The following is a 19,872-nucleotide window of genomic DNA, read 5'->3' as shown; positions in this document are numbered from 1 at the left end:
GTTCGGGTTTCATAAAACAAAGGTAAGCAAAGGTAGCTAATTTTAAAACTTAACAACCAGAAATTTCCGCTGAGCCATAAAATATTCACATTCGTCATACGGGGTGAAAACGGTTTGTTGTTTGATTTCGCATACAGATGGATGTCTGTAATATAATTTATAGAGGGAGCTATAAAGCCTCAACATCTCCAGTGGAGTCGCGGGGGTGGAAAGCCCACCCTTCTCTACTTCTACCATAGAGGACGTAAGTAGCTGAAAAGCGAAAATGGATTAGAAATTTTCATTCTAATCCATTTTCGCTTTTGGAGGTTCCTGGCGGATTCGAACCGCCGTACACGGTTTTGCAGACCGCTGACTAAGCCACTCATCCAAGGAACCTTGTCGTTAGCAATCTTTGTTTCTCGATCGCGGTTGCAAAGGTACGACATTTTTTTTAATCTGCAAATATTCTGCTATTTTTTTCTCACTTTTTCTGCATTTTTTTCGCAACCGTACTTTGGCTTGTTCTGCATAGACTTCATGGCGCAGTCCGAACTACAGCATTCACACGGATTGCTATTGTTCTTTATGCGCTTGAAATACTGAAAGATACGTATGCTTATCCATATGGTGCAGAGGCATACAATTGCAATAACTATAATTTGTTGTAATTCCATGCTTGATAAACAAATAATTTTAGGTTTAGGTTTATTAAACGATAAGACTTCCTATTTGAAATACAGTAAATGCAACAAGCCAAGCCAATCCAGTGGTGTATCCTGCTGTGAATATGGCCCATTTCCAACTGCCGGATTCTTGCTTGATTGCTGCGAAAGTGGCAATACAGGGGAAGTAAATCAATACAAACAGCATGTAAGCTAATGCAACCAGTGGAGTAATGGGGATGCGGTTAGAAAGATTCACATTTTCCACATCTCCTTCATTTGTGTATAATACTCCTAGTGTGCTTACTACCAGTTCTTTAGCACCCACACCTGAAATAAGTCCGATTCCTAACTTCCAGTCAAATCCTAGCGGTTTGATAACAGGCTCTATGGCTTTGCCTATTTGTCCGATATATGAATTTTCTTGTTGCTCAGCCACGCTTTCGTAAGCATCATGTTGTGGATAATACCCTAGAAACCAGATAATAATTGAGGCAATCATGATAATGCCTCCCATCTTTTTCAGATATTGTGCTCCTTTTTCCCATGTATGGCGCATGATACTTTTAGAGGTAGGCATACGATAGGGGGGGAGTTCCATCACAAATGGAGAATCTTCTCCTTTCACCAGAAATTTACTGAAAATACGGGCCATTATTACTGCCAATAAAATGCCTGCTGTGTAGATGCAAAGTAACATAAAGCTGGCGCAGTTAGGGAAAAAAGCACCTATCATAACTAAATATATGGGAAGACGAGCACTACAGGACATTAAAGGATTCACCAACATGGTGATTAGTCTGGACTTTCGGTCTTCTATAGTACGTGTTGCCATTATGGCAGGTACATTACAGCCGAATCCCATAATCAGTGGAATAAAGGACTTGCCATGCAGTCCCATCCGGTGCATTATTTTATCCATGATAAATGCAGCGCGTGCCATATACCCCGAATCTTCCAATATAGAAATAAAAAAGTATAATATGAGGATATTCGGCAGGAAAACGATAACACCGCCCACTCCACCGATAATACCATCTATCAGTAAGTCTTTCAAAGGACCTTCAGCCATATTGTTCCGTATCAGGTTGCCCAACTGGTCTACTAGCCATTCAATACCTTGCATAGGGTAGTCACCCAAAACAAAGGTTCCCTCAAACATGATGTAAAGGAACAGGAAAAAAATAGGATATCCCCAAATGCGATGTGTCACAATACTGTCTATCACGCGGGTTGTTTGTTCTTTTTCCAAATGATTGTCGGTGAATGTTTCCTTCAAAGCTCCGGTAATAAAACCATATTTAGCATCCGTAATAGCTTGCTCGCTGTCTTCGTTCATCACTTTACGGATACGTAAGGTTTCCTTGTTGCGTATCGCTATGATTTCTTTGCCATTAGGCAGTGTAGAGATGAAATTTTCTATTTCCTTATCGTTTTCCAGTAATTTGATAGATAGGAAGCGGGTGGAGTATTTATGGCGTATGTCTTCGTTTTGACTGATTGCTTTTTTTACTTCTTCGATACTGCGCTCCAGTTCAGGACCGTGGTTAATGTGAATATGGCGCATATATCCGCGTGGGCGGGCATCTTCCTCTTCTTTGTGGCTTCCGAATTCGTGGTCGGGTACATAGGTTTTGTGCCAGTCTCTCAGATCTTCCAGAATTTCAGAACGTATTTCGCCCTTTTGTGACAGGAAATCCCCGCCTTCGTAAATACCGATGATAACATGGAACAGTTGGTCTATGCCTTCACCCCGCCGGCAGACAGTAGGTATCATAGGCACTCCGATCAATTGGCTTAACTTGATGTAATCCAGTTTGTTGCCGCTGCTTTCCAGTTCGTCATACATATTCAGTGCGATGACCATACGCACATTCATGTCAATCAATTGGGTGGTAAGATAGAAATTACGTTCCAGGTTGGAAGAGTCTGCCACATTGATGATTACATCCGGAGTTTCTTCAATGATATGTTTGCGTACATAAAGTTCTTCCGGAGTATAGGCTGAAAGAGAATAGGTTCCGGGTAAATCTACAATACGGAAATGATAACCTTGGAAGTCGAAAAAACCTTCTTTGGCATCTACTGTCACACCACTGTAGTTTCCTACATGTTCATGGGCGCCGGATGCAATATTGAATAGCGAAGTCTTTCCACAATTAGGATTACCTACTAAGGCTACATTGATTGTACGGCGTTTGCCTTTTGCCAGTGCCACCAGTTCTGATTCGGACACGGGTACATCTTCTGTTATGGAACCATGGTAAGGGTTTTGCATCGTGCGTGCTTCCTGCTCGCTTACCACCTCAATCATATCTGCCTCTTGTCTTCGGAGAGAGATCTCGTAACTTAGTAGTCTGTATTTTATAGGGTCTTTCAAAGGGGCGTTCAAGATTACCTCTACGGTTTTTCCTTTAATAAAACCCATTTCAACGATTCGCTTGCGGAAACCACCGTGACCTAAAACCTTGACTATTACGCCTTTTTCTCCTGTTCTTAATTCGGATAAACGCATCTTGTTTTAAATTTTTCGCAAAGATAAGTTATTACTTAGAAGTATGCAAACTATTTAGATTGTTTTTAAATAAAGAACAGGCACTTTGTTTTTGTCTTGCAGAACCCTTATCTTTGTGTCATGTTTCATTGGAATATTCAGAAGTATATAGAGGAAAAACAACTTTTCACTTTGCATGATAAGGTGTTAGTGGCATTGAGTGGCGGAGCAGATTCGGTAGCTTTGTTGCGTGTCTTGCTTGTTTTAGGGTATCATTGTGAGGCTGCCCATTGTAACTTCCATCTTCGTGGTGAGGAGTCCGATAGAGATGAAAGGTTTGTCAATGAGTTGTGTAAAGGGCTGGGAGTGACTTTGCATGTTACTCATTTTGATACAGTCACTTATGCTTCAAGGCATCATGTTTCTATTGAGATGGCAGCTCGCGAAATGCGCTATGATTGGTTCGAACAACTGCGTAAGGAGAGGGGGATGGCTGTTATTGCCGTAGCCCATCATCGGGACGATAGTGTGGAAACTTTTTTATTGAATTTGATACGTGGCGCGGGAATCAATGGCTTGAAAGGTATCAGTCCGCATAACGGCTGCATTGTACGGCCTTTGTTGGAGGTGAGCCGTCAGGATATTTTGGATTATTTGCGTTGTTTGCGTCAAGGTTATGTTACAGACAGTACCAATCTGCAAGATGAATATATGCGTAATAAAATCCGTCTGAATATTCTTCCGATGTTGCGTGAGCTGAATCCTTCTGTCAGTGAAAGTATAGCTGAAACATCCAGACGTCTGACTGATGTTTCTCTTATATATAATAAGGAAATAGAGGCGGGGAAAGAAAGGGTGATGGAAAAGTCCGGCCATATTCTTATTTCTCGTTTGATGGAAGAGAGTGCTCCGGCGGCTTTGCTGTTTGAGATTCTTCATCCGTTAGGTTTCAATTCCGTTCAGGTAGGAGATGTATTCCGCAGTTTGTCTGCCCAGTCGGGAAAAAGATTCGTTTCTGCCGGATGGGAGGTGCTGCGCGACAGGACGGAGCTGATTATTCGCAGGAGGAAGCCGGCGGATGAGGAAGTGGAGGAAAATGTGCCCCCATTCCGGCTTGCAATGGAAACGCAGGAAATAATGCCGGACTTTGTCATCCCCAGGAATAAGAATACGGCCTGTTTGGATGCGGATAAGGTGGTGCTACCTCTCACGGTGCGTAAATGGAGGCAGGGGGATAAGTTTGTTCCTTTCGGAATGAAAGGGAAAAAGAAGGTCAGCGATTATCTGACAGATCGTAAGTTTTCTCTTTTCCAGAAAGAAAATCAGTATGTGGTTTGCTCAGCAGACCGGATTGTATGGCTGGTAGGAGAGCGTAGCGATGACCGTTTCCGGGTGACGGAAGATACGAAACGGGTACTGATTATACGGCAGTGGGAAGATAAGTAGATTTTTTTTCTTTCCTGCTTTTTCATGAATGACAGGGAATGTTTCCTGAAATCTTGTAGCAAAAATCCGCGAATCATGCAACAAGATTTCAGAAATCATGTAGCAAGATTCGCGGATTTCAGATGGAGCTTCCCGGTATTATTTGCAATACTTCTGTATCAGTCCGTCTACCACTTCATCGCCCAGTTCTTTTGCTTTGGCAAAATTTGCACAGGCTTCTTTGTTTTTCTTTAATTGTATCTGGCAGTATCCCAGCATACGATATGCGGCTGCGGCTTTCGGGTCTAAAGAGATAGCCTTTTCCAATGCTTCTATTGCTTCGTTATGTTGCCCTACACGTAGATGCACCGAACCTTTTTCCACCCACATGGCTATATCCTCAGGAGTCATTTCTACTGCTTTATTAATGTCGTTGATAGCTTGCTGATACATTTTACATTGTATTTCCGCCTGTTCGCGTTGCAGATAAAAGGCGGCTGTAACGCGTCCACCGATAGCATCATAAAAAGTATCATAATCTATTACCGCTTCACGGTATTTGCCTGTCTGGGCTTTTATCTCTGCCCGTTCATAGAAATAAGGAGCCGCTTCCGATGTATAAGGCTTGGTGAAACGTGCCACAGCACTATCCATCAAGGCAATAACCTCGTTCATATCTGTTCCTTCAATCAGTTGTTTGGTTTTGGCTGCCGAGTAAAATGTAGCGGCAGAGGCTATGGAAGACTGGTTCACTTTTTCATAAGCGGCGTATGCCTCAGGATATTTTTTCATAGCAAACAGAATGTCTCCCTCCAATTGTGTGTAAATGGGTTGGTTGTCGGCCTGCATGGCATCATGAATAATGGAGAGAGCTTTGTCGTAACTCCAGTCACCGTATGGTTTCTTGTCACCTAAAGAGATGGTGTACGAATAAATTAATTTAGCGATATTATATTGCGTTTCACTCTTGTTGGCTGTCACTTCCAGTGCTTTCTTCAGGTCGGCATCTGCCAAAGCGTTGTGTTCATCATCATTAAATCCCATATAAGTAGTGGCACGGCGTATATATCCGTCCGCGCTGTTGGGATATTGTTCCAGGAAATCGTTTAATGTGGTGATATATTCGTCCTGATTTTGTTGTGAAGATGCCATGAACAGGTACACCAGTGCTTGGTCTTCTGTTTCGGGCAGTCCTTTTTTGATGCCGATTTTATTCAGTGACATGTCATTCAAAGAAAGGGCGGTGATGCTCAGCGAGGCACCGTATGTAGCTCCGATGGCATAACTTTCCTTGGCTTCATCCGATGCGTTTTTTTGGATTAAACCTAATACTTCTCCATTGGCATTCATAATAGGGCAACTTACTGTTTTTTCGTTGGTTGTCATTGCCAGTGTATAGTAATATGCCTTGTCGCCGATGGTGTCTACTTTGGTGACGGTCCCTGTTTGGCAGGTTGCCGCTTTTTGAGTCGAGTAGGGTAGCAGATAGACTGTTTCACCTACCGATGCCGGCTGTGATGCCGATTTTAATGCTATGGTCTTTTTATCGGTTTCAGTATTAAATTTTACGATGTCATACATGGAGTTGGCTCCCAAGATACGCAATACAGGCAATTCTTTACTGTCCGCATTAATGATTACTGCACGTTCGGCTCCTTCAAACAGGGTATAATCGGATAATGCCGTTCCATTTTCATTGATATAGAATCCATTTCCTGTATTCTTGATTTTGTTATCTTTATCGTATGTAACGATGGAAAAAACGGCTTTTTTAGCTTTGCCGGCCCACTTTGGGGTTGCTTGTGCATAGCTTAGCTGGGCGGCTATGCCGCATGCCAGTATCAAAAGTACTTTCTTCATGATATAGTTAGTTGTTTGTTAACGATGATACGGTATTTATAAAGCGGATGCCGTTTTGTCTTCTGTGAAGCCGCGTTGCTTTACAGCTTCATAAATCAGAATACCTGCGGCAACCGATACGTTCAATGATTCTATTTTACCCATTAACGGTATTTTGATCCATTCATCGCACAGGGAAAGGTGTTCGTAGGGAACACCTGTGTCCTCGGCTCCCATAATGATACATACAGGGTCTTTATAGTTTGCTTTGGTGTAATCATAATCACCTTTTTCCGTGGCTGCTACAATCTTGAATCCGCAGTCTTTCAGATACTTGATGGTATTAGTCAGATTTTGTTCGCGGCATACGGGAAGAGTGTGCAGAGCTCCTGCTGATGTTTTCATTGCGTCGGCATTGACACTGACACTGTTTTTCGAGGGAATAATAATGGCATCTGCACCGGCACATTCGCAGGTACGGGCAATGGCTCCGAAGTTACGTACATCGGTAATTCCATCCAGCATGACGAATAGGGGTGTTTTTCCTTCTTCAAACAAGAAAGGTACCAGATCTTCTGTTTTCTGGTAGGTGACAGAGGAGATGAATGCTACAACTCCCTGATGGTTTTTCCGGGTAATACGGTTAATACGCTCCACGGGTACACGCTGAACAGGGATGAGGGTATTTTTCAAGCAGGCAAACAGTTCTTTGGACAGTTCGCTCTGTATATCTTTCTTCACCAATACTTTATCTATCTCTCTTCCGGCTTGTATGGCTTCAATAACAGCGCGTACACCGAAAATCATTTCATTCTTTTCTAACATATTTAATAAGTGGTTAATGGTTAGTGACAGGTGGTTAGTGGTAATTGGCACTAGCCACTTATCAGCGCCTTTGCATTGTTCAGGGCTGCCTCTGTCAAGGTAGCCCCACTTAGCATATTGGCAATTTCTTTTACTCTTTCTTCATCAGTCAGGCGGCGGATGTGGCTGTTGGTGCCTGTTTCCGTATCTTCCTTATATACTTTATAATGAGTGATGCCGCGTGCTGCAATCTGGGGCAGGTGGGTGATGCTGATGACCTGACGGTTTTGTTTTCCCATCTCCTGCATGATGAGCGCCATTTTCTCGGCGATGGAACCGGAAACTCCGGTGTCTATTTCATCAAAGATGATAGTAGGCAGTTTCACAGCTCCGGCTATCATGGCTTTCAGCGAAAGCATGACACGGGCAATCTCACCACCCGATGCTACGGAAGCTACATTTTGTAATGTTCCATTCTTGTTGGCCGAAAACAGGAATGTCACACTGTCCATCCCTTTACTGTCCGGTTCCTTGCGCGGATTCAGTTCCACCACAAAGCGCACATTGGGCATACCGAGAGGAACCAGCAGGCTTTGCATCTGTCTTTCAATGTGCTTGCCCGATTGGGAACGGAGTTTTGTCAACACAGCAGCTTGCTTTATCACTTTGTCATATAGCGTTTCTTTTTGGGCGGTAAGTTCTGCTATACGGTCATCAAAAGAAGTGATGGCGTTCAGCTTCTCATGATAGTCGGTTTGCACGGCTATCAATTCCTCTATTGTTTGTACGTGATGCTTCTGTTGCAAAGAGTAGATTAAGTTCAGGCGTTCATTTACATAATCCAGACGGGTGGGGTTGAACTCCACTTCCTCCTGTGCGCCTGCTATTTCATGCGACAGATCTTTCAGCTCTATGTAACAACTGTCTAAACGCCCTATCCATTCCTGGGCACGTGTGTACACTCTCGCTATGTTATGCAGGGTTTGCATACATTCTTTGGTAGCGGACAACAGGCTGGCATCTTCCGAAGCCATTATTTGGTCCACTTTGTACAAGCCCGCTTTTATCTCTTCGGCATGATTCAAGGTTTCGGCTTCCTGTTCCAGTTCGGTTTGTTCTCCTTCCTGAAGGTTTGCATCATCCAGCTGTTCCAGTTGGAACCGGATGTAATCTTCATCCTTCCGGCTTTGCTCGGCTTGCGTTATGAAGTCGGCCAGCTGTTTGCATATGTTCCTGTACTCGGTATAAATATCCTTGTATGCTGAAAGTTCGTTGTCATCTTGTGCCAGGATATCCAATACATTCAATTGGAATCCCTCACTGTTGAGCAACAGGTTTTGATGCTGGCTATGTACATCTATCAGTTTCTCGCCCAGTTCCTTCATCTGCGCCAATGAGGCCGGAGTATCGTTTATGAATGCGCGGCTTTTACCTGATGCATATAACTCGCGGCGGATAATACATTCATCCGGATCATATTCCAAATCTCTTTGGGTAAAGAAAGGCTCCATCTGATAGGCGGAGATGTTGAAACGTGCTTCTACAATACATTTATTGGCGCCTTTCTTGATCGCTTTGATATCGGCCCGTTGTCCCAGTAACAAGCCGATAGCGCCTAGAATAATCGATTTACCGGCGCCGGTCTCTCCGGTGATGACAGAGAAGCCGGGGGTGAAACTGATATCCAATGTATCAATCAATGCATAATTCTGTATATAGATAGATTGCAGCATATTCTTGCTCCTTTTTAATAATTTGCTGATTTGTCAATTTGCTAATTTGCTGCGCTGTTGTATTCCGCATGGTAATTAGCGCATTAGCGCATTAGCACATTAGCACATTGGCAACGTGGCAAATTAAGAAATTATTTATTATTTACCAGTCTGTCAATAATATCCCTTGCTACTTCCTGTTTGCTTTTCAGCGGATAAGGAGTTGCTCCCTGACGGTCTATAATCGTTATTTTGTTGGTGTCACAACGAAACCCGGCTCCTTGGTCGTTCAATGAGTTCAGTACAATGAAATCAAGGTTCTTACGTTCCAGTTTTCTTTGTGCATTTTTTGTTTCATCATTTGTTTCCAAGGCAAATCCCACTAATGTCTGTCCGTCTTTTTTCCGGTTTCCCAGTGCGGCGGCAATGTCTTGTGTGGGTTTCAGTTGCAGTGTTAAATTATCTTTCTCTCTTTTGATTTTATGACCGGCTACGGTTTCCGGGGTAAAGTCGGCCACTGCCGCACACAGGATGCCGGCCGAAGCTGTAGGAAACTCGCGGATGGCGGCTTCGTACATTTCTCCGGCACTTTCCACATCTATGCGGCGGATGTTAGGGTGATGGGCCTGAATCGTTACCGGTCCGCTGATTAGCGATACTTCCGCTCCACGTGAAGCGCATTCCTCGGCAAGTGCGAATCCCATTTTTCCTGAAGAATAATTGCCGATAAAGCGTACCGGATCTATTTTCTCGTAGGTTGGACCGGCGGTAATGACTACTTTCTTTCCGGCCATGTCTTGTTGTTTGGCAAAGAAAGCTTCCAGAATTTCCACTATTTTTTCCGGTTCTTCCATTCTGCCTTTTCCTACCAGATGGCTTGCCAGTTCCCCTTCTGCCGGTTCTATAATATGATTTCCGTAAGAACGGAGCGTGTCCAAATTCTTCCGGGTGGAAGGGTGTGCGAACATATCCAGATCCATTGCCGGAGCTACGAATACGGGAGCTTTCATTGACAGATAAGTCGTGATCAGCATATTGTCCGCTATTCCGTTGGCCATTTTACCAATAGTGGATGCGGTAGCCGGAGCGATAATCATGGCATCCGCCCATAGTCCCAAATCAACGTGGCTGTTCCATGTCCCGTCACGCTGGGCAAAAAACTCGCTGATAACAGGTTTGCTTGTTAATGCAGACAAAGTGATAGGTGTGATGAATTCTTTGCCTGCGGGGGTAATCACGACTTGTACTTCCGCTCCCTTCTTAATAAGTCCGCGAATGAGTATAGCCGCTTTATAGGCGGCTATACTTCCGGTTATACCTAGTACGATTTTTTTTCCTTTCATACTCATTTCATCATTCCCGATTCACGTAGTCTGATTTTTGTCAGTACGTTTTTCGTGTTCAGCGTAAAGTCACCGTTCAGTATCCAGCTGTAGTAGCCCGGATCTTTTTGTAATACTTCGCTGACCGACATTCCTTTGTATTTCCCAAAATTAAAGACTTCCACGCCTTTGTCATCATAAACAATGCGTCCGGCGAAATCTACGTTCTTGTTGAAACTTGAATATTCGGCTAGAAATGCCATATCGTTTTGCAATTCTTCCGGATAGCGGTCCAATTGGGATTTCAGTACTTCGTATGTGGCACGTGTGTCGGCTTCGGCTGTATGGGCATCTTCCAGATTCTTTCCGCAATAGAATTTATAGGCGGCAGACAGGGTGCGCTGTTCCAGTTTGTGATAAATCACCTGCACGTCAATGAATTTTCGTTTCATCATGTCAATGTCTACTCCTGCGCGCAGGAACTCCTCGGCCAGAACCGGAATGTCGAAACGATTGGAATTGAAACCGGCAAGGTCACATCCCTCAATGTCCCGGGCTATCTCTTTTGCCACTTCCTTGAAAGTAGGGCAGTCCGCCACATCTGCGTCATAAATACCGTGGATGGCAGAAGATTGTTCGGGAATATGCATTTCCGGATTGATACGCATGGTCTTCGTTTCTTCGTTGCCGTTTGGGTACACCTTCAGATAGCATATTTCCACTATTCTGTCTGTGTTTATATTTGTTCCCGTTGTTTCCAAATCGAAAAAAACAATAGGATTCTTCAAGTTCAATTTCATTTTCAGCTTGTTTTATATATTGTTTTTCCGCCACATGGTGGCGTGTCGTTTTTAGTCGTTCAGCATCATAGGCATCAGCAGCATCAGCAGGTCTTCTTTTTCTTCCTGTTCTACAGGAACAATAACACCCGCACGTGAAGGATCAGCCAGTTCGAAAAGTATTTCCTGTGCCGAGATATTGTTTAAAATATCGATCAGGAATGTTGATTTAAAGCCGATGCTCATGGGGCTTCCTGTATATTGGCAAGTCAGTGTTTCTTCTGCTGAGGTGGAGAAGTCTATGTCTTGTGCGGAGATCTGGATCTGATTTTCACTGAGGCGGAGTTTTATCAAACTGCTTGCTTGTGATGAGAATACAGATACACGGCGGAGCGCACTGATCAGCATCATGCGGTCAATGGTGGCCTTGTGCGGATTATCCTGCGGAATTACTGAATTATAATTGGGATAGCGTCCTTCGATAAGACGGCATATCATGCTGTAGTTTTCTAATGTAAACGTAGCGTTACGGTCGTCAAAATCAATTTGCACATCTCCTTGTTCTTTCGGCAACAGGTTCTTCAGCAGGGTTGCCGGTTTCTTGGGCAGAATGAAAGCGGCTTTTTCATCGCCGTGTGCCACAAATGTTTTATTGCGTACTAATTTGTGCCCGTCTGAGGCTACGAAAGTGATGTCTTCGGTAGTGATATCAAAATAAATACCATTCATTACCGGACGTAACTCGTCATCGGCAGTAGCGAACAAGGAACGGTTGATACCCGCCAGCATCACCGGAGCGCCCATTGTTACGTGTACCGCATTTGCGCCTAATGCAGGAGCCTGCGGATATTCGTCGGCATTTTGTCCCATCAGGCTGTATTTACCATTCTGATATTGTACGGTGATTTCCAGATTCTCTGTATTTACCAGGAAAGTCAGTGGTTGTTCGGGTATTTCTTTCAGGGCTTCGAGTATGGTTTTTGAAGAAACGGCAAAGCGTCCGTCACCGTCACTTTCATTTACTTCCAAAGAAGTGGACAGGGTCGTTTCGCTGTCAGAAGCAGTGAGCGACAACGTTCCGTCAGTCAGTTCCATTAAGAAACAATCAAGAATAGGTAACGAATTTTTAGAGTTGATTACTCGGCTAATAGCTTGTAAATGACTGAATAATCCAGTACTTGAAACGATGAACTTCATAGTTTTATATTATTATATTTATATTCTATATCTCTATATTCATTTAACTGCCAAAGTTACGAAAAGATTATGGTTCAAGCGCAAAAAATGGCGAAAAAATTAGTTTACTCGCAAGGAAAAGTGTACTTTCGTGGCGAATTTAAATAACGTAATATGGAATTAGCAGGAAAAGTAATAGCAGTCCTCGAACCGAGAGGAGGAGTTTCAAAGACAGGAAATGAATGGAAAGTACAAGAATACGTAATTGAAACGCATGATCAATATCCTAAAAAAATGTGTTTTGACGTATTTGGAGCAGATAAGATAGCGCAATTTAATATTCAGGCAGGTGAAGAGTTGAATGTGTTTTTTGATGTGGATGCCCGCGAGTGGAATGGTCGTTGGTTCAACAGTATCCGTGCGTGGAAAGTAGAGCGTGTGGGTGCCCAGGGACCTGTTGCACCGGATGCTCCGTTTCCTCCCATGAATGCTGCTCCCGCTGCACCGGTAGATTTTGCCGCGACAGACGAGAAGGATGATTTGCCTTTCTAGGGGATAGAGGATTCCCATAAACATAAATAAGCCGGCAGAATCCGTGAAAAGGATTTTGCCGGCTTATTTATGCTTATAAGTCAATTTCTGTAGGGATATTCAATCTATAAAATTAACCAACTAATCCATAATTTTTTTGAATATGAACTAGTTGGTTGGAATCATAATGTTTTTTTAATATCCCTAATAATAACTCATATATTGATTGTGGTTTTTCTTTTCGCGTTCTTGGTGAATTTTATTAATATCCTATTTTGATAGAAGAAACATTGTCATTAAGATTATAGTCTCCTAGATTAGGAACATTTTTAGTATAAGTATTATTCCATCCGGGTCCGTCTATTATTAAGAATGAATACATGCGACCACCATAATTCTTGTCTGCGTATAATCTTACTGCTACAGGTGAGGTTGGAAAACCGGGATTGGTTGTTGATGCTTTGAAAGAACTAATACAATTATCAAAGCTATAGCTGTTTAAATCAGGATAATTTCCTGCGCCTATTTTTAATTCAGCTCCGTTGTAATTTGTATCTTTATAAAATGTAGCTTCGGCTGCAAGTCTACTTGCTCTTGTTGCTTTTGTGTTAATGTTTAGTGTTTTGTCAAATTCACTTTCGTTATCATAGTAAGTAATTATTCCGGCATTGAAAAATGTAACAAGGATAGGGTTTTGATCAAGTTTTTCTGCCGTTTTTTGAACTTCTTTGTCGATGTAAACAATAGAAGAATCATTTGTGTAATTGAATTCCGAGGTGTAATTTTTTCCTTGGTAATTGAATGTGGTAGATCGGACTAAATTTTTAAGTGGTGTGACTTGTTGTCTTACTTCCACTAAATCATCATTGTTACTACATGCACTAAAGCATATGAGCATCACGCTCAATAAAAAGCTTGCTAAATTTTTCATAACTATTATTTTTTATTGGTTAATAAATAAGCACTTTCAAATATATGGATTTTATTGTAGAAAATAAAATAATTTTGATTCTTTTTTTTATGAAAACAAGCTTCCTTTTGGAGAAGACAAAATAATAAGATTTATATGTGTTGTCTTGATGAGATGGAACTTTCTGAAAATTGTATATGTTTGAAGAGTAAATGCCATTATTTGCGAAAATAATGGCATTACTCTTATTGTTAATTATAATGTTTTCATTCTTAAAATGTTGTATAGAAAATTTGCATCTTTAATTTGTTTTTTTCGTTTGTGCCTCCTTTTAGTGCAGCACTTTCCATGTCTAAACTATTGGATATAGCAACCACTTCATTGTTTGAGTTACTTTCTACTTTAACAGGAATTAATACAACTTTATTCCAATCTGGATTCTCGGACTCCCATTTCTTCCAGTCTTCCTCTTTATTAGGATTTCCTCCTGATGCTATTATCTCTCTCTTCCGCTCTTCAATACAATAAGTAATTAAAGGGGCAATGTTAGTAAAAGTGTATGTATTATTACTACTGCTATATTGACTTAAAAAAGATGTTTTGTTATTAGTGATCTTGTTTTCCTCAAAAAAAGAGAACATATCCTGCTTTCTAACCATCAATACATATTGAGGTATATTCATTGGATATTTGGACTCCTCTTCGTTATAACGGGTAAATGATACATTCACACCGTTTAGAGTGTCATTTTTGTGCTCGCTGTAAATTTCTGTAATGGGGAAGATTGCTTCGGTGAAAATACCTGCAGGGCTTTTTATATAAGTACGATTGGGATTTTCAACTAAGTCATTAAGTCTGTTATCATTCTTAAAGTGGTTAGCTTGTATTACTTCCTTGGTTGCGGCAAAATCATAAAATCTAGAGGATAGGGAGTCTTTTTTTCCTGAAGAACTTTCCAGCATGAGGTCATAATAGAGGCGAAGCGTTATATTGTTTATATACAAAATAGTACCATCTCCATGAGTGGATTGTACGTAAATACCTTTTAATACATTTTTGATAAAAGCACTAGCGTCTTTATAATAATTTTTGTCTTCTTTGTACTTGTTATACATGAATTCTCCTAATTCTTTAGGTAATTTGACGGCTTGGGTTATTACCCTAGTGCCAGAGTAAGTGTCGTCCATTGCAGAAGGACCAACGGCAGAATATGCTTTTAAGGCGATAGGTTTAGCTTGTTTATTATAATAATCCGACGGATTTACACTTGTATAAAAAGTGTTTATGTTTTTTTCTGCAATAACCTTGTTTAGCGTATCAACTTGTAAACGCATACCGTTTAAAGAATCACCGAAAAAAGTAGAATATTGTAAAAATAGACTAAGACCTGTGATATCTGTTATATCTTCTTCAAATTTGAAGTTGTCCATACAGGTGAACTGTGCTATAAAGTCGGCAGTAAATTCTCCAAATTGCTCATCGGTATATCGTCCTAAATATGCAGTACTGGTACGTGCATAAACGGAGTCGGCCAACAGAGATTTGGTGGTAAACTCATAACTGTCTGTATTTGCCGGAATCTTATCTCCACCGGGGATAAGATCAGTCCCGATGCCGGTTGTTGAATCATCGCAACTATAAATAAGTGCAGCCAACAACAATGCGCATAAGTATTTGATTTTCATCTTTATTATTCTTAGTGAGTTATTTCTTTTCAAACTCCCATACTTTGTCATAGAACTCATTGAAAGCATCTACATAGGTATCGGCAGGCTGATAGTCGAGCACGGGCACACCCGATTCACGGGCGAACTTCATGACATTCTCGTTCACTTTTTCGCTGTTTTGTATCACACCGTCGGAGTAGGCAATGGCCAGTTTGCACAGCTCCTCGTAATTTGCCGGAGATTTGACGATGCTTTCCACATCATTCTTTTCAATGCCTTTCAGCATGAGTTTTTCAGTCAGATTACCTTCGCAGTCCGATTTGAAATCATCTTCAAATACCGAAAATACTACTTTTGAGTCTCTGAATGACGGTTCATCCTGATAAGCCTTCTTGATATAAAGAGGTACAAATGCACTCATCCACCCTTGGCAATGGATAATGTCCGGACACCAGCGTAATTTCTTTACCGTTTCCAATACGCCGCGTGCATAAAAAATAGCACGTTCGTCATTGTCTTTGTATTCTACACCGTTTTCGTCAGCTACCATTTGGCGGTGCTGGAAATAGTCGTCATTGTCAATGAAGTAAACCTGCATACGTGCAGCTTGGATAGATGCTACCTTGATAATCAGCGGATGGTCCGTATCGTCTATGATTAAATTCATGCCGGACAGGCGGATGACTTCGTGTAATTGGTTTCTGCGTTCATTGACATTGCCCCATTTTGGCATAAAAGTTCTGATTTCTCTGCCTTTTTCCTGAATAGCCTGAGGAAGAAATCTTCCCATGTTTGCCATTTCGGATTCGGGAACGTAAGGGGTAATCTCTTGTGTAATAAATAAAACTTTATTTGCCTTCATCTTAACTTTTTGTTGCTCATAATCATTTTGCAAAGATATAAAAAAAATAGATGAGAGTGGCAAGAAACGAGGAATAATAATTCCTTATGATATGTTAAGTGGCTGGTAATTAGTCATTAGCAATTTGAGGTTAATGGCCGATGTCTTGCGGAATTAGGTGAAAAACGGGAAAGAACAAGTGGCCGGCCGGTGGCTGAAGAGGGCTTATTGCGCCATATCTGCAAGGTATTAACCGCTTATTACTAACTACTCATCATTAATTAAAACTCTTTTTTTCTTCGTTATCTCCCAAATAATGGTTTACTTTGCAGCCGTTTTAAATGAAACTACTCAAACAAAAGAGATAAAAAGATGAAGTTAGTTCAAACAATCAAAGAGCTTCAGTCAGAGCTGGATGCCCTGCGCAGTGAGGGAAAGACAATAGGTCTGGTACCTACGATGGGTGCACTCCATGCCGGACACGCTTCGTTGGTGAAACGTGCTGTTGCAGAAAATGATGTAGTGGTGGTAAGTGATTTTGTGAATCCTACCCAGTTTAACGACAAAAATGACTTGGCAAAATATCCGCGTACATTGGATGCCGATTGTGAATTGTTGGAAAAAGTAGGGGCGGCTTTTGTTTTTGCTCCGTCTGTAGAAGAGATTTATCCTGAGCCTGATACCCGGCAGTTCAGCTATGCGCCGTTGGACACAGTGATGGAAGGCCGTTTCCGTCCGGGACATTTCAATGGAGTATGCCAGATAGTGAGCAAGCTGTTTATGATTGTAAATCCTACCCGTGCTTATTTCGGCGAGAAAGATTTCCAGCAGTTGGCTATTATTCGTGAAATGGTGAAACAGATAGGGTTCAACGGACTGGAAATTGTAGGTTGTCCTATTGTGCGTGAGGAAGACGGGCTGGCATTGAGCAGCCGCAATGCACGGCTTTCTGCGGTGGAGAGAGAGTATGCGCTGAATATTTCGCAGACTTTATTTAAGAGTTGTACTTTTGCAAAATCTCATCCGGTCGCTGAGACTCAGAAGTTTGTAGAAGATGCGATTGCTGCCGCTCCGGGTTTGCGTCTGGAATATTTTGAAATAGTAGACGGCACTACGCTTCAGAAAATAACGGATTGGGAAGATACGGATTATGCAGTAGGTTGCATTACGGTATTTTGCGGAGAGGTACGTTTGATAGATAATATAAAATATAAGGGATAGTGATCGTTAACCATTAGAATTATGATGATTGAGGTATTAAAGTCGAAACTGCATTGTGTCCGTGTAACGGAAGCCAATTTGAATTACATGGGTAGTATTACGATTGACGAGGACTTGATGGATGCCGCCAACATGATTGCCGGCGAGAAAGTGCACATTGTGGATAATAATAACGGCGAGAGGTTTGAAACTTATATTATTAAGGGTGAGCGCGGTTCGGGATGTATTTGTCTGAATGGGGCTGCTGCCCGGAAAGTACAGGTGGGTGACATTGTGATTATCATGTCATACGCCATGATGGATTTTGAGGAAGCTAAATCGTTCAAGCCGACGGTGGTTTTCCCCGATTCGGCGATGAACAAGATTGTATAACGATATTTTTGTTCGGTAATCCAAAAGCCCGGTAGACGTGAGTCTGATACGGGCTTTATTTTTTTATCCGCAATCATAGGGCAATAAACTTTCATTTATTATCCGGTAGTATGATTGCGGATAATCTGTTTATATGGATTTCTCCTTGATAAGTCCTGTCCGGTAGGCCATCAGCAATTTCTTTAAATCGTTGATCTGTGTCACCAGTTCCCGTCCTTTGTCAGTGTCCTTTACCATCATGCGTTGGGTGCTCATTTCTACTATCTGAGTGCTCGATTTGATATCCTGCCCTTCTTCAATGGCTTTTTGCATTGAGGTGAACGGTTCGTGCTGTACCAGTTGGAATCCGCGCGAATGGTATACCAGTGTATATCCGGCAATTCCGGTTTCCGAATGATACGCTTTAGAGAATCCTCCGTCTATGACCATCATCTTGCCGTTTGCTTTTATCGGATTCTCACCTTGGATGGTTTTTACGGGTACATGCCCGTTGATGATATGGCGGTGTGTTCCTATCACGCCGAACTCGTCCAGCAGCATGTCACATACTTTTTCTTCATTGCGCAGGCTGTAATAGTGACCTTTCACTTCCTTGTGCAACTCTTTCTCTTTTAAGAAGTAACGTTCAAAAGTAGCCATTTTGTCTTTGTCGAAAGCAGGGGAGTCTTTGCCACACCACAAGTACCATACATAGTCTACAGCAAAGGGTCTGTCCTCGTTGTCTTCCTCAGCGAAGAAGGCGGTACGGATCAAATGCCCTACTTTTTCCAGCAAGGCTTTTCCCTTGTACGTTTTTCCGGCTATGGACACATCTTTCAGCGTACCGTCGGCATTCAAGGGAATGGAGGCGTGGAACAGCAGATTTGAGTTGCTCACCGTGTACATGCATCCGTAACGGAACAGGCAGCGGATATGTTTTTTCAATTTCTCACTGCTGACAAATGAACGATGGAGTTTGTTCATAATTTCCCGTTCTTCGTCTGTCAGCTTATAAGGATCGGCAGGATCTACCGTAGGAAGAAAACTGTCTTTCAGCTCATATTCTTTTCCATTGGGCATTGTGATGGTCTTACGCTCGAAGTCTATACGGTGTAGCAGCATACGGTCGTCCATCTCGAAATCGGGGCGGCGCCTGATAATCTCCGCTTCCAGCTTGAACTGGATAACACTGATTGCTTTGTGCATCTGGCCTATCATGCGCAGCGTCTTGGCATTGTACGTACAGTCTTCTTTCTCTACTTTCGGTCCGAACAGGGTGCAGGGATCATCAGCGTATGTTTCCATGACAAAGGTGGCCAGGGGCAGAAGGTTGATGCCATATCCGTCCTCCAGAGCGGCAAGGTTGCCATAACGCATGGCCAGGCGTAGCACGTTTGCCATACAGCAGTCGTTGCCGGCTGCGGCTCCCATCCATAAAATGTCATGGTTTCCCCATTGTACGTCGAAATTATGATAATCGCATAATATGTCCATAATGCGGTGGGGGGCAGGGCCACGGTCGAATATATCACCCAGCACATGCAGTGTGTCTATGGTGAGCCGTTGGATGAGGTTGCATAGGGCAATGATAAAGTCATCGGCGCGGCGGGTAGAAATGATGGTGCTGATGATGACATTAATATACGCCTGTTTGTTGGGAACCATTGAGTTTTCGTGCAACAACTCCTGAATGATATACGAGAATTCTTTGGGAAGCGACTTCCGCACTTTGGAACGGGTATATTTGGAGGATACATTTTGGCATACACGTACCAACTGGTTCAACGTGATGACATACCAGTCGTCCAGGTCTGTTTCCACTGCTTTTACCAGATCCAGTTTTTGTTCCGGATAATAAATCAGCGTACATAGTTCTTTTTTTTCATTCTCGCGCAGGGTATTGCCGAATATTTCATTTACTTTTCTTTTGATGGCCCCGGAAGCATTCCGCAATACATGCTGGAATGCCTCGTACTCTCCGTGCAGGTCGGCAAGGAAATGTTCTGTACCTTTAGGCAGGTTCAGAATAGCTTCCAGGTTGATTATTTCCGTACTGGCATCGGCTATAGTGGGGAAACTATGCGACAGCAGTTGCAGGTATCGCATATCTTCCTGTATGGTTTCCGGGGTGATAGAATTATAAGCGTTCATAGCTG

Annotated in this window: 15 protein-coding genes and 1 tRNA gene; 4 read left to right on the top strand and 12 right to left on the bottom strand. The window is 42.4% G+C overall.

Annotation, left to right across the window (positions count from 1 at the left end):
- Positions 1-303: 303 nt before the first annotated feature.
- Positions 304-378 (bottom strand) — tRNA-Cys (locus RE317_RS14055).
- Positions 379-690: 312 nt separating this feature from the next.
- Positions 691-3,159: a ferrous iron transport protein B gene (feoB, locus tag RE317_RS14050; protein ID WP_008667345.1), complete on the bottom strand. Its 2,469-nt coding sequence runs from the start codon at positions 3,157-3,159 to the stop codon at positions 691-693.
- A gap of 120 nt (positions 3,160-3,279) precedes the next feature.
- On the opposite strand from feoB, the gene tilS reads away from it, so the two are divergent.
- On the top strand, positions 3,280-4,584 hold the full coding sequence (tilS, locus tag RE317_RS14045; protein WP_008667346.1) for a tRNA lysidine(34) synthetase TilS: 1,305 nt from the start codon (positions 3,280-3,282) through the stop codon (positions 4,582-4,584).
- A 138-nt stretch (positions 4,585-4,722) separates the two neighbouring features.
- On the opposite strand, the gene RE317_RS14040 is transcribed toward tilS, so the two are convergent.
- The 6 genes from RE317_RS14040 to dnaN form a co-directional block, all read right to left on the bottom strand.
- Positions 4,723-6,423 (bottom strand): serine protease, encoded by a 1,701-nt coding sequence (locus RE317_RS14040; RefSeq protein ID WP_005847886.1) that lies wholly within the window; start codon positions 6,421-6,423, stop codon positions 4,723-4,725.
- A 36-nt stretch (positions 6,424-6,459) separates the two neighbouring features.
- The gene (gene rlmB, locus RE317_RS14035) at positions 6,460-7,227 is read right to left on the bottom strand and encodes a 23S rRNA (guanosine(2251)-2'-O)-methyltransferase RlmB (protein ID WP_005847884.1); all 768 of its coding nucleotides are present in this window, start codon (positions 7,225-7,227) and stop codon (positions 6,460-6,462) included.
- A gap of 50 nt (positions 7,228-7,277) precedes the next feature.
- On the bottom strand, positions 7,278-8,939 hold the full coding sequence (gene recN, locus RE317_RS14030) for a DNA repair protein RecN (protein ID WP_303266274.1): 1,662 nt from the start codon (positions 8,937-8,939) through the stop codon (positions 7,278-7,280).
- 131 nt (positions 8,940-9,070) lie between these two features.
- Entirely contained in the window at positions 9,071-10,267 is a 1,197-nt protein-coding gene (gene coaBC / locus RE317_RS14025; RefSeq protein ID WP_008667349.1) for a bifunctional phosphopantothenoylcysteine decarboxylase/phosphopantothenate--cysteine ligase CoaBC, read from the bottom strand.
- Positions 10,264-11,040, bottom strand: a complete 777-nt coding sequence (locus tag RE317_RS14020; protein WP_005843449.1) for a 3'-5' exonuclease — start codon at positions 11,038-11,040, stop codon at positions 10,264-10,266. Before RE317_RS14020 ends, coaBC begins: the two co-directional genes overlap by 4 nt.
- A 51-nt stretch (positions 11,041-11,091) precedes the next feature.
- Positions 11,092-12,216, bottom strand: coding sequence for a DNA polymerase III subunit beta (gene dnaN / locus RE317_RS14015; RefSeq protein ID WP_005843451.1), 1,125 nt, complete (start codon positions 12,214-12,216; stop codon positions 11,092-11,094).
- 153 nt (positions 12,217-12,369) lie between these two features.
- On the opposite strand from dnaN, the gene RE317_RS14010 reads away from it, so the two are divergent.
- Positions 12,370-12,747 (top strand): DUF3127 domain-containing protein, encoded by a 378-nt coding sequence (locus RE317_RS14010; protein WP_005843453.1) that lies wholly within the window; start codon positions 12,370-12,372, stop codon positions 12,745-12,747.
- Positions 12,748-12,988: 241 nt separating this feature from the next.
- Here the strand turns inward: RE317_RS14010 and RE317_RS14005 are convergent, their stop codons facing one another.
- From RE317_RS14005 to RE317_RS13995, 3 genes are all read right to left on the bottom strand, one after another.
- Positions 12,989-13,657: a hypothetical protein gene (locus RE317_RS14005; RefSeq protein WP_008667351.1), complete on the bottom strand. Its 669-nt coding sequence runs from the start codon at positions 13,655-13,657 to the stop codon at positions 12,989-12,991.
- Between the two features lie 251 nt (positions 13,658-13,908).
- Entirely contained in the window at positions 13,909-15,321 is a 1,413-nt protein-coding gene (locus RE317_RS14000; RefSeq protein ID WP_008667352.1) for a DUF4270 domain-containing protein, read from the bottom strand.
- A 19-nt stretch (positions 15,322-15,340) separates the two neighbouring features.
- The gene (locus RE317_RS13995; protein WP_005843457.1) at positions 15,341-16,165 is read right to left on the bottom strand and encodes a glycogen/starch synthase; all 825 of its coding nucleotides are present in this window, start codon (positions 16,163-16,165) and stop codon (positions 15,341-15,343) included.
- 351 nt (positions 16,166-16,516) lie between these two features.
- On the opposite strand from RE317_RS13995, the gene panC reads away from it, so the two are divergent.
- Both panC and panD read left to right on the top strand, forming a co-directional pair.
- Positions 16,517-17,365: a pantoate--beta-alanine ligase gene (gene panC, locus RE317_RS13990; protein WP_005843459.1), complete on the top strand. Its 849-nt coding sequence runs from the start codon at positions 16,517-16,519 to the stop codon at positions 17,363-17,365.
- Positions 17,366-17,386: 21 nt separating this feature from the next.
- A complete protein-coding gene (gene panD / locus RE317_RS13985) occupies positions 17,387-17,737 on the top strand; it encodes an aspartate 1-decarboxylase (RefSeq protein WP_005843461.1) in 351 nt (116 codons plus the stop codon).
- A 129-nt stretch (positions 17,738-17,866) separates the two neighbouring features.
- Here the strand turns inward: panD and RE317_RS13980 are convergent, their stop codons facing one another.
- Positions 17,867-19,867 (bottom strand): fructose-bisphosphatase class III, encoded by a 2,001-nt coding sequence (locus tag RE317_RS13980; RefSeq protein ID WP_032944996.1) that lies wholly within the window; start codon positions 19,865-19,867, stop codon positions 17,867-17,869.
- Positions 19,868-19,872 lie beyond the last annotated feature (5 nt).

It is taken from the genome of Phocaeicola sp. GP0067 (assembly GCF_031119655.1).
Classification (GTDB): Bacteria; Bacteroidota; Bacteroidia; order Bacteroidales; family Bacteroidaceae; genus Phocaeicola; species Phocaeicola vulgatus.
The sequence above is the reverse complement of the archived record's forward strand: the minus strand, read 5'-3'. Positions and strand labels throughout refer to the sequence as shown.

Excerpts from the sequence above, each read along its gene's own strand:
- RE317_RS14020 (WP_005843449.1), bottom strand. The coding sequence starts at position 11,040 with ATGAAATTGAACTTGAAGAATCCTATTGTTTTTTTCGATTTGGAAACA.
- RE317_RS14010 (WP_005843453.1), top strand. The coding sequence starts at position 12,370 with ATGGAATTAGCAGGAAAAGTAATAGCAGTCCTCGAACCGAGAGGAGGA.
- panD (WP_005843461.1), top strand. The coding sequence starts at position 17,387 with ATGATGATTGAGGTATTAAAGTCGAAACTGCATTGTGTCCGTGTAACG.
- RE317_RS14000 (WP_008667352.1), bottom strand. The coding sequence starts at position 15,321 with ATGAAAATCAAATACTTATGCGCATTGTTGTTGGCTGCACTTATTTAT.
- coaBC (WP_008667349.1), bottom strand. The coding sequence starts at position 10,267 with ATGAGTATGAAAGGAAAAAAAATCGTACTAGGTATAACCGGAAGTATA.
- RE317_RS14040 (WP_005847886.1), bottom strand. The coding sequence starts at position 6,423 with ATGAAGAAAGTACTTTTGATACTGGCATGCGGCATAGCCGCCCAGCTA.
- dnaN (WP_005843451.1), bottom strand. The coding sequence starts at position 12,216 with ATGAAGTTCATCGTTTCAAGTACTGGATTATTCAGTCATTTACAAGCT.
- tilS (WP_008667346.1), top strand. The coding sequence starts at position 3,280 with ATGTTTCATTGGAATATTCAGAAGTATATAGAGGAAAAACAACTTTTC.
- panC (WP_005843459.1), top strand. The coding sequence starts at position 16,517 with ATGAAGTTAGTTCAAACAATCAAAGAGCTTCAGTCAGAGCTGGATGCC.
- RE317_RS13995 (WP_005843457.1), bottom strand. The coding sequence starts at position 16,165 with ATGAAGGCAAATAAAGTTTTATTTATTACACAAGAGATTACCCCTTAC.
- rlmB (WP_005847884.1), bottom strand. The coding sequence starts at position 7,227 with ATGTTAGAAAAGAATGAAATGATTTTCGGTGTACGCGCTGTTATTGAA.
- recN (WP_303266274.1), bottom strand. The coding sequence starts at position 8,939 with ATGCTGCAATCTATCTATATACAGAATTATGCATTGATTGATACATTG.
- RE317_RS14005 (WP_008667351.1), bottom strand. The coding sequence starts at position 13,657 with ATGAAAAATTTAGCAAGCTTTTTATTGAGCGTGATGCTCATATGCTTT.
- RE317_RS13980 (WP_032944996.1), bottom strand. The coding sequence starts at position 19,867 with ATGAACGCTTATAATTCTATCACCCCGGAAACCATACAGGAAGATATG.
- feoB (WP_008667345.1), bottom strand. The coding sequence starts at position 3,159 with ATGCGTTTATCCGAATTAAGAACAGGAGAAAAAGGCGTAATAGTCAAG.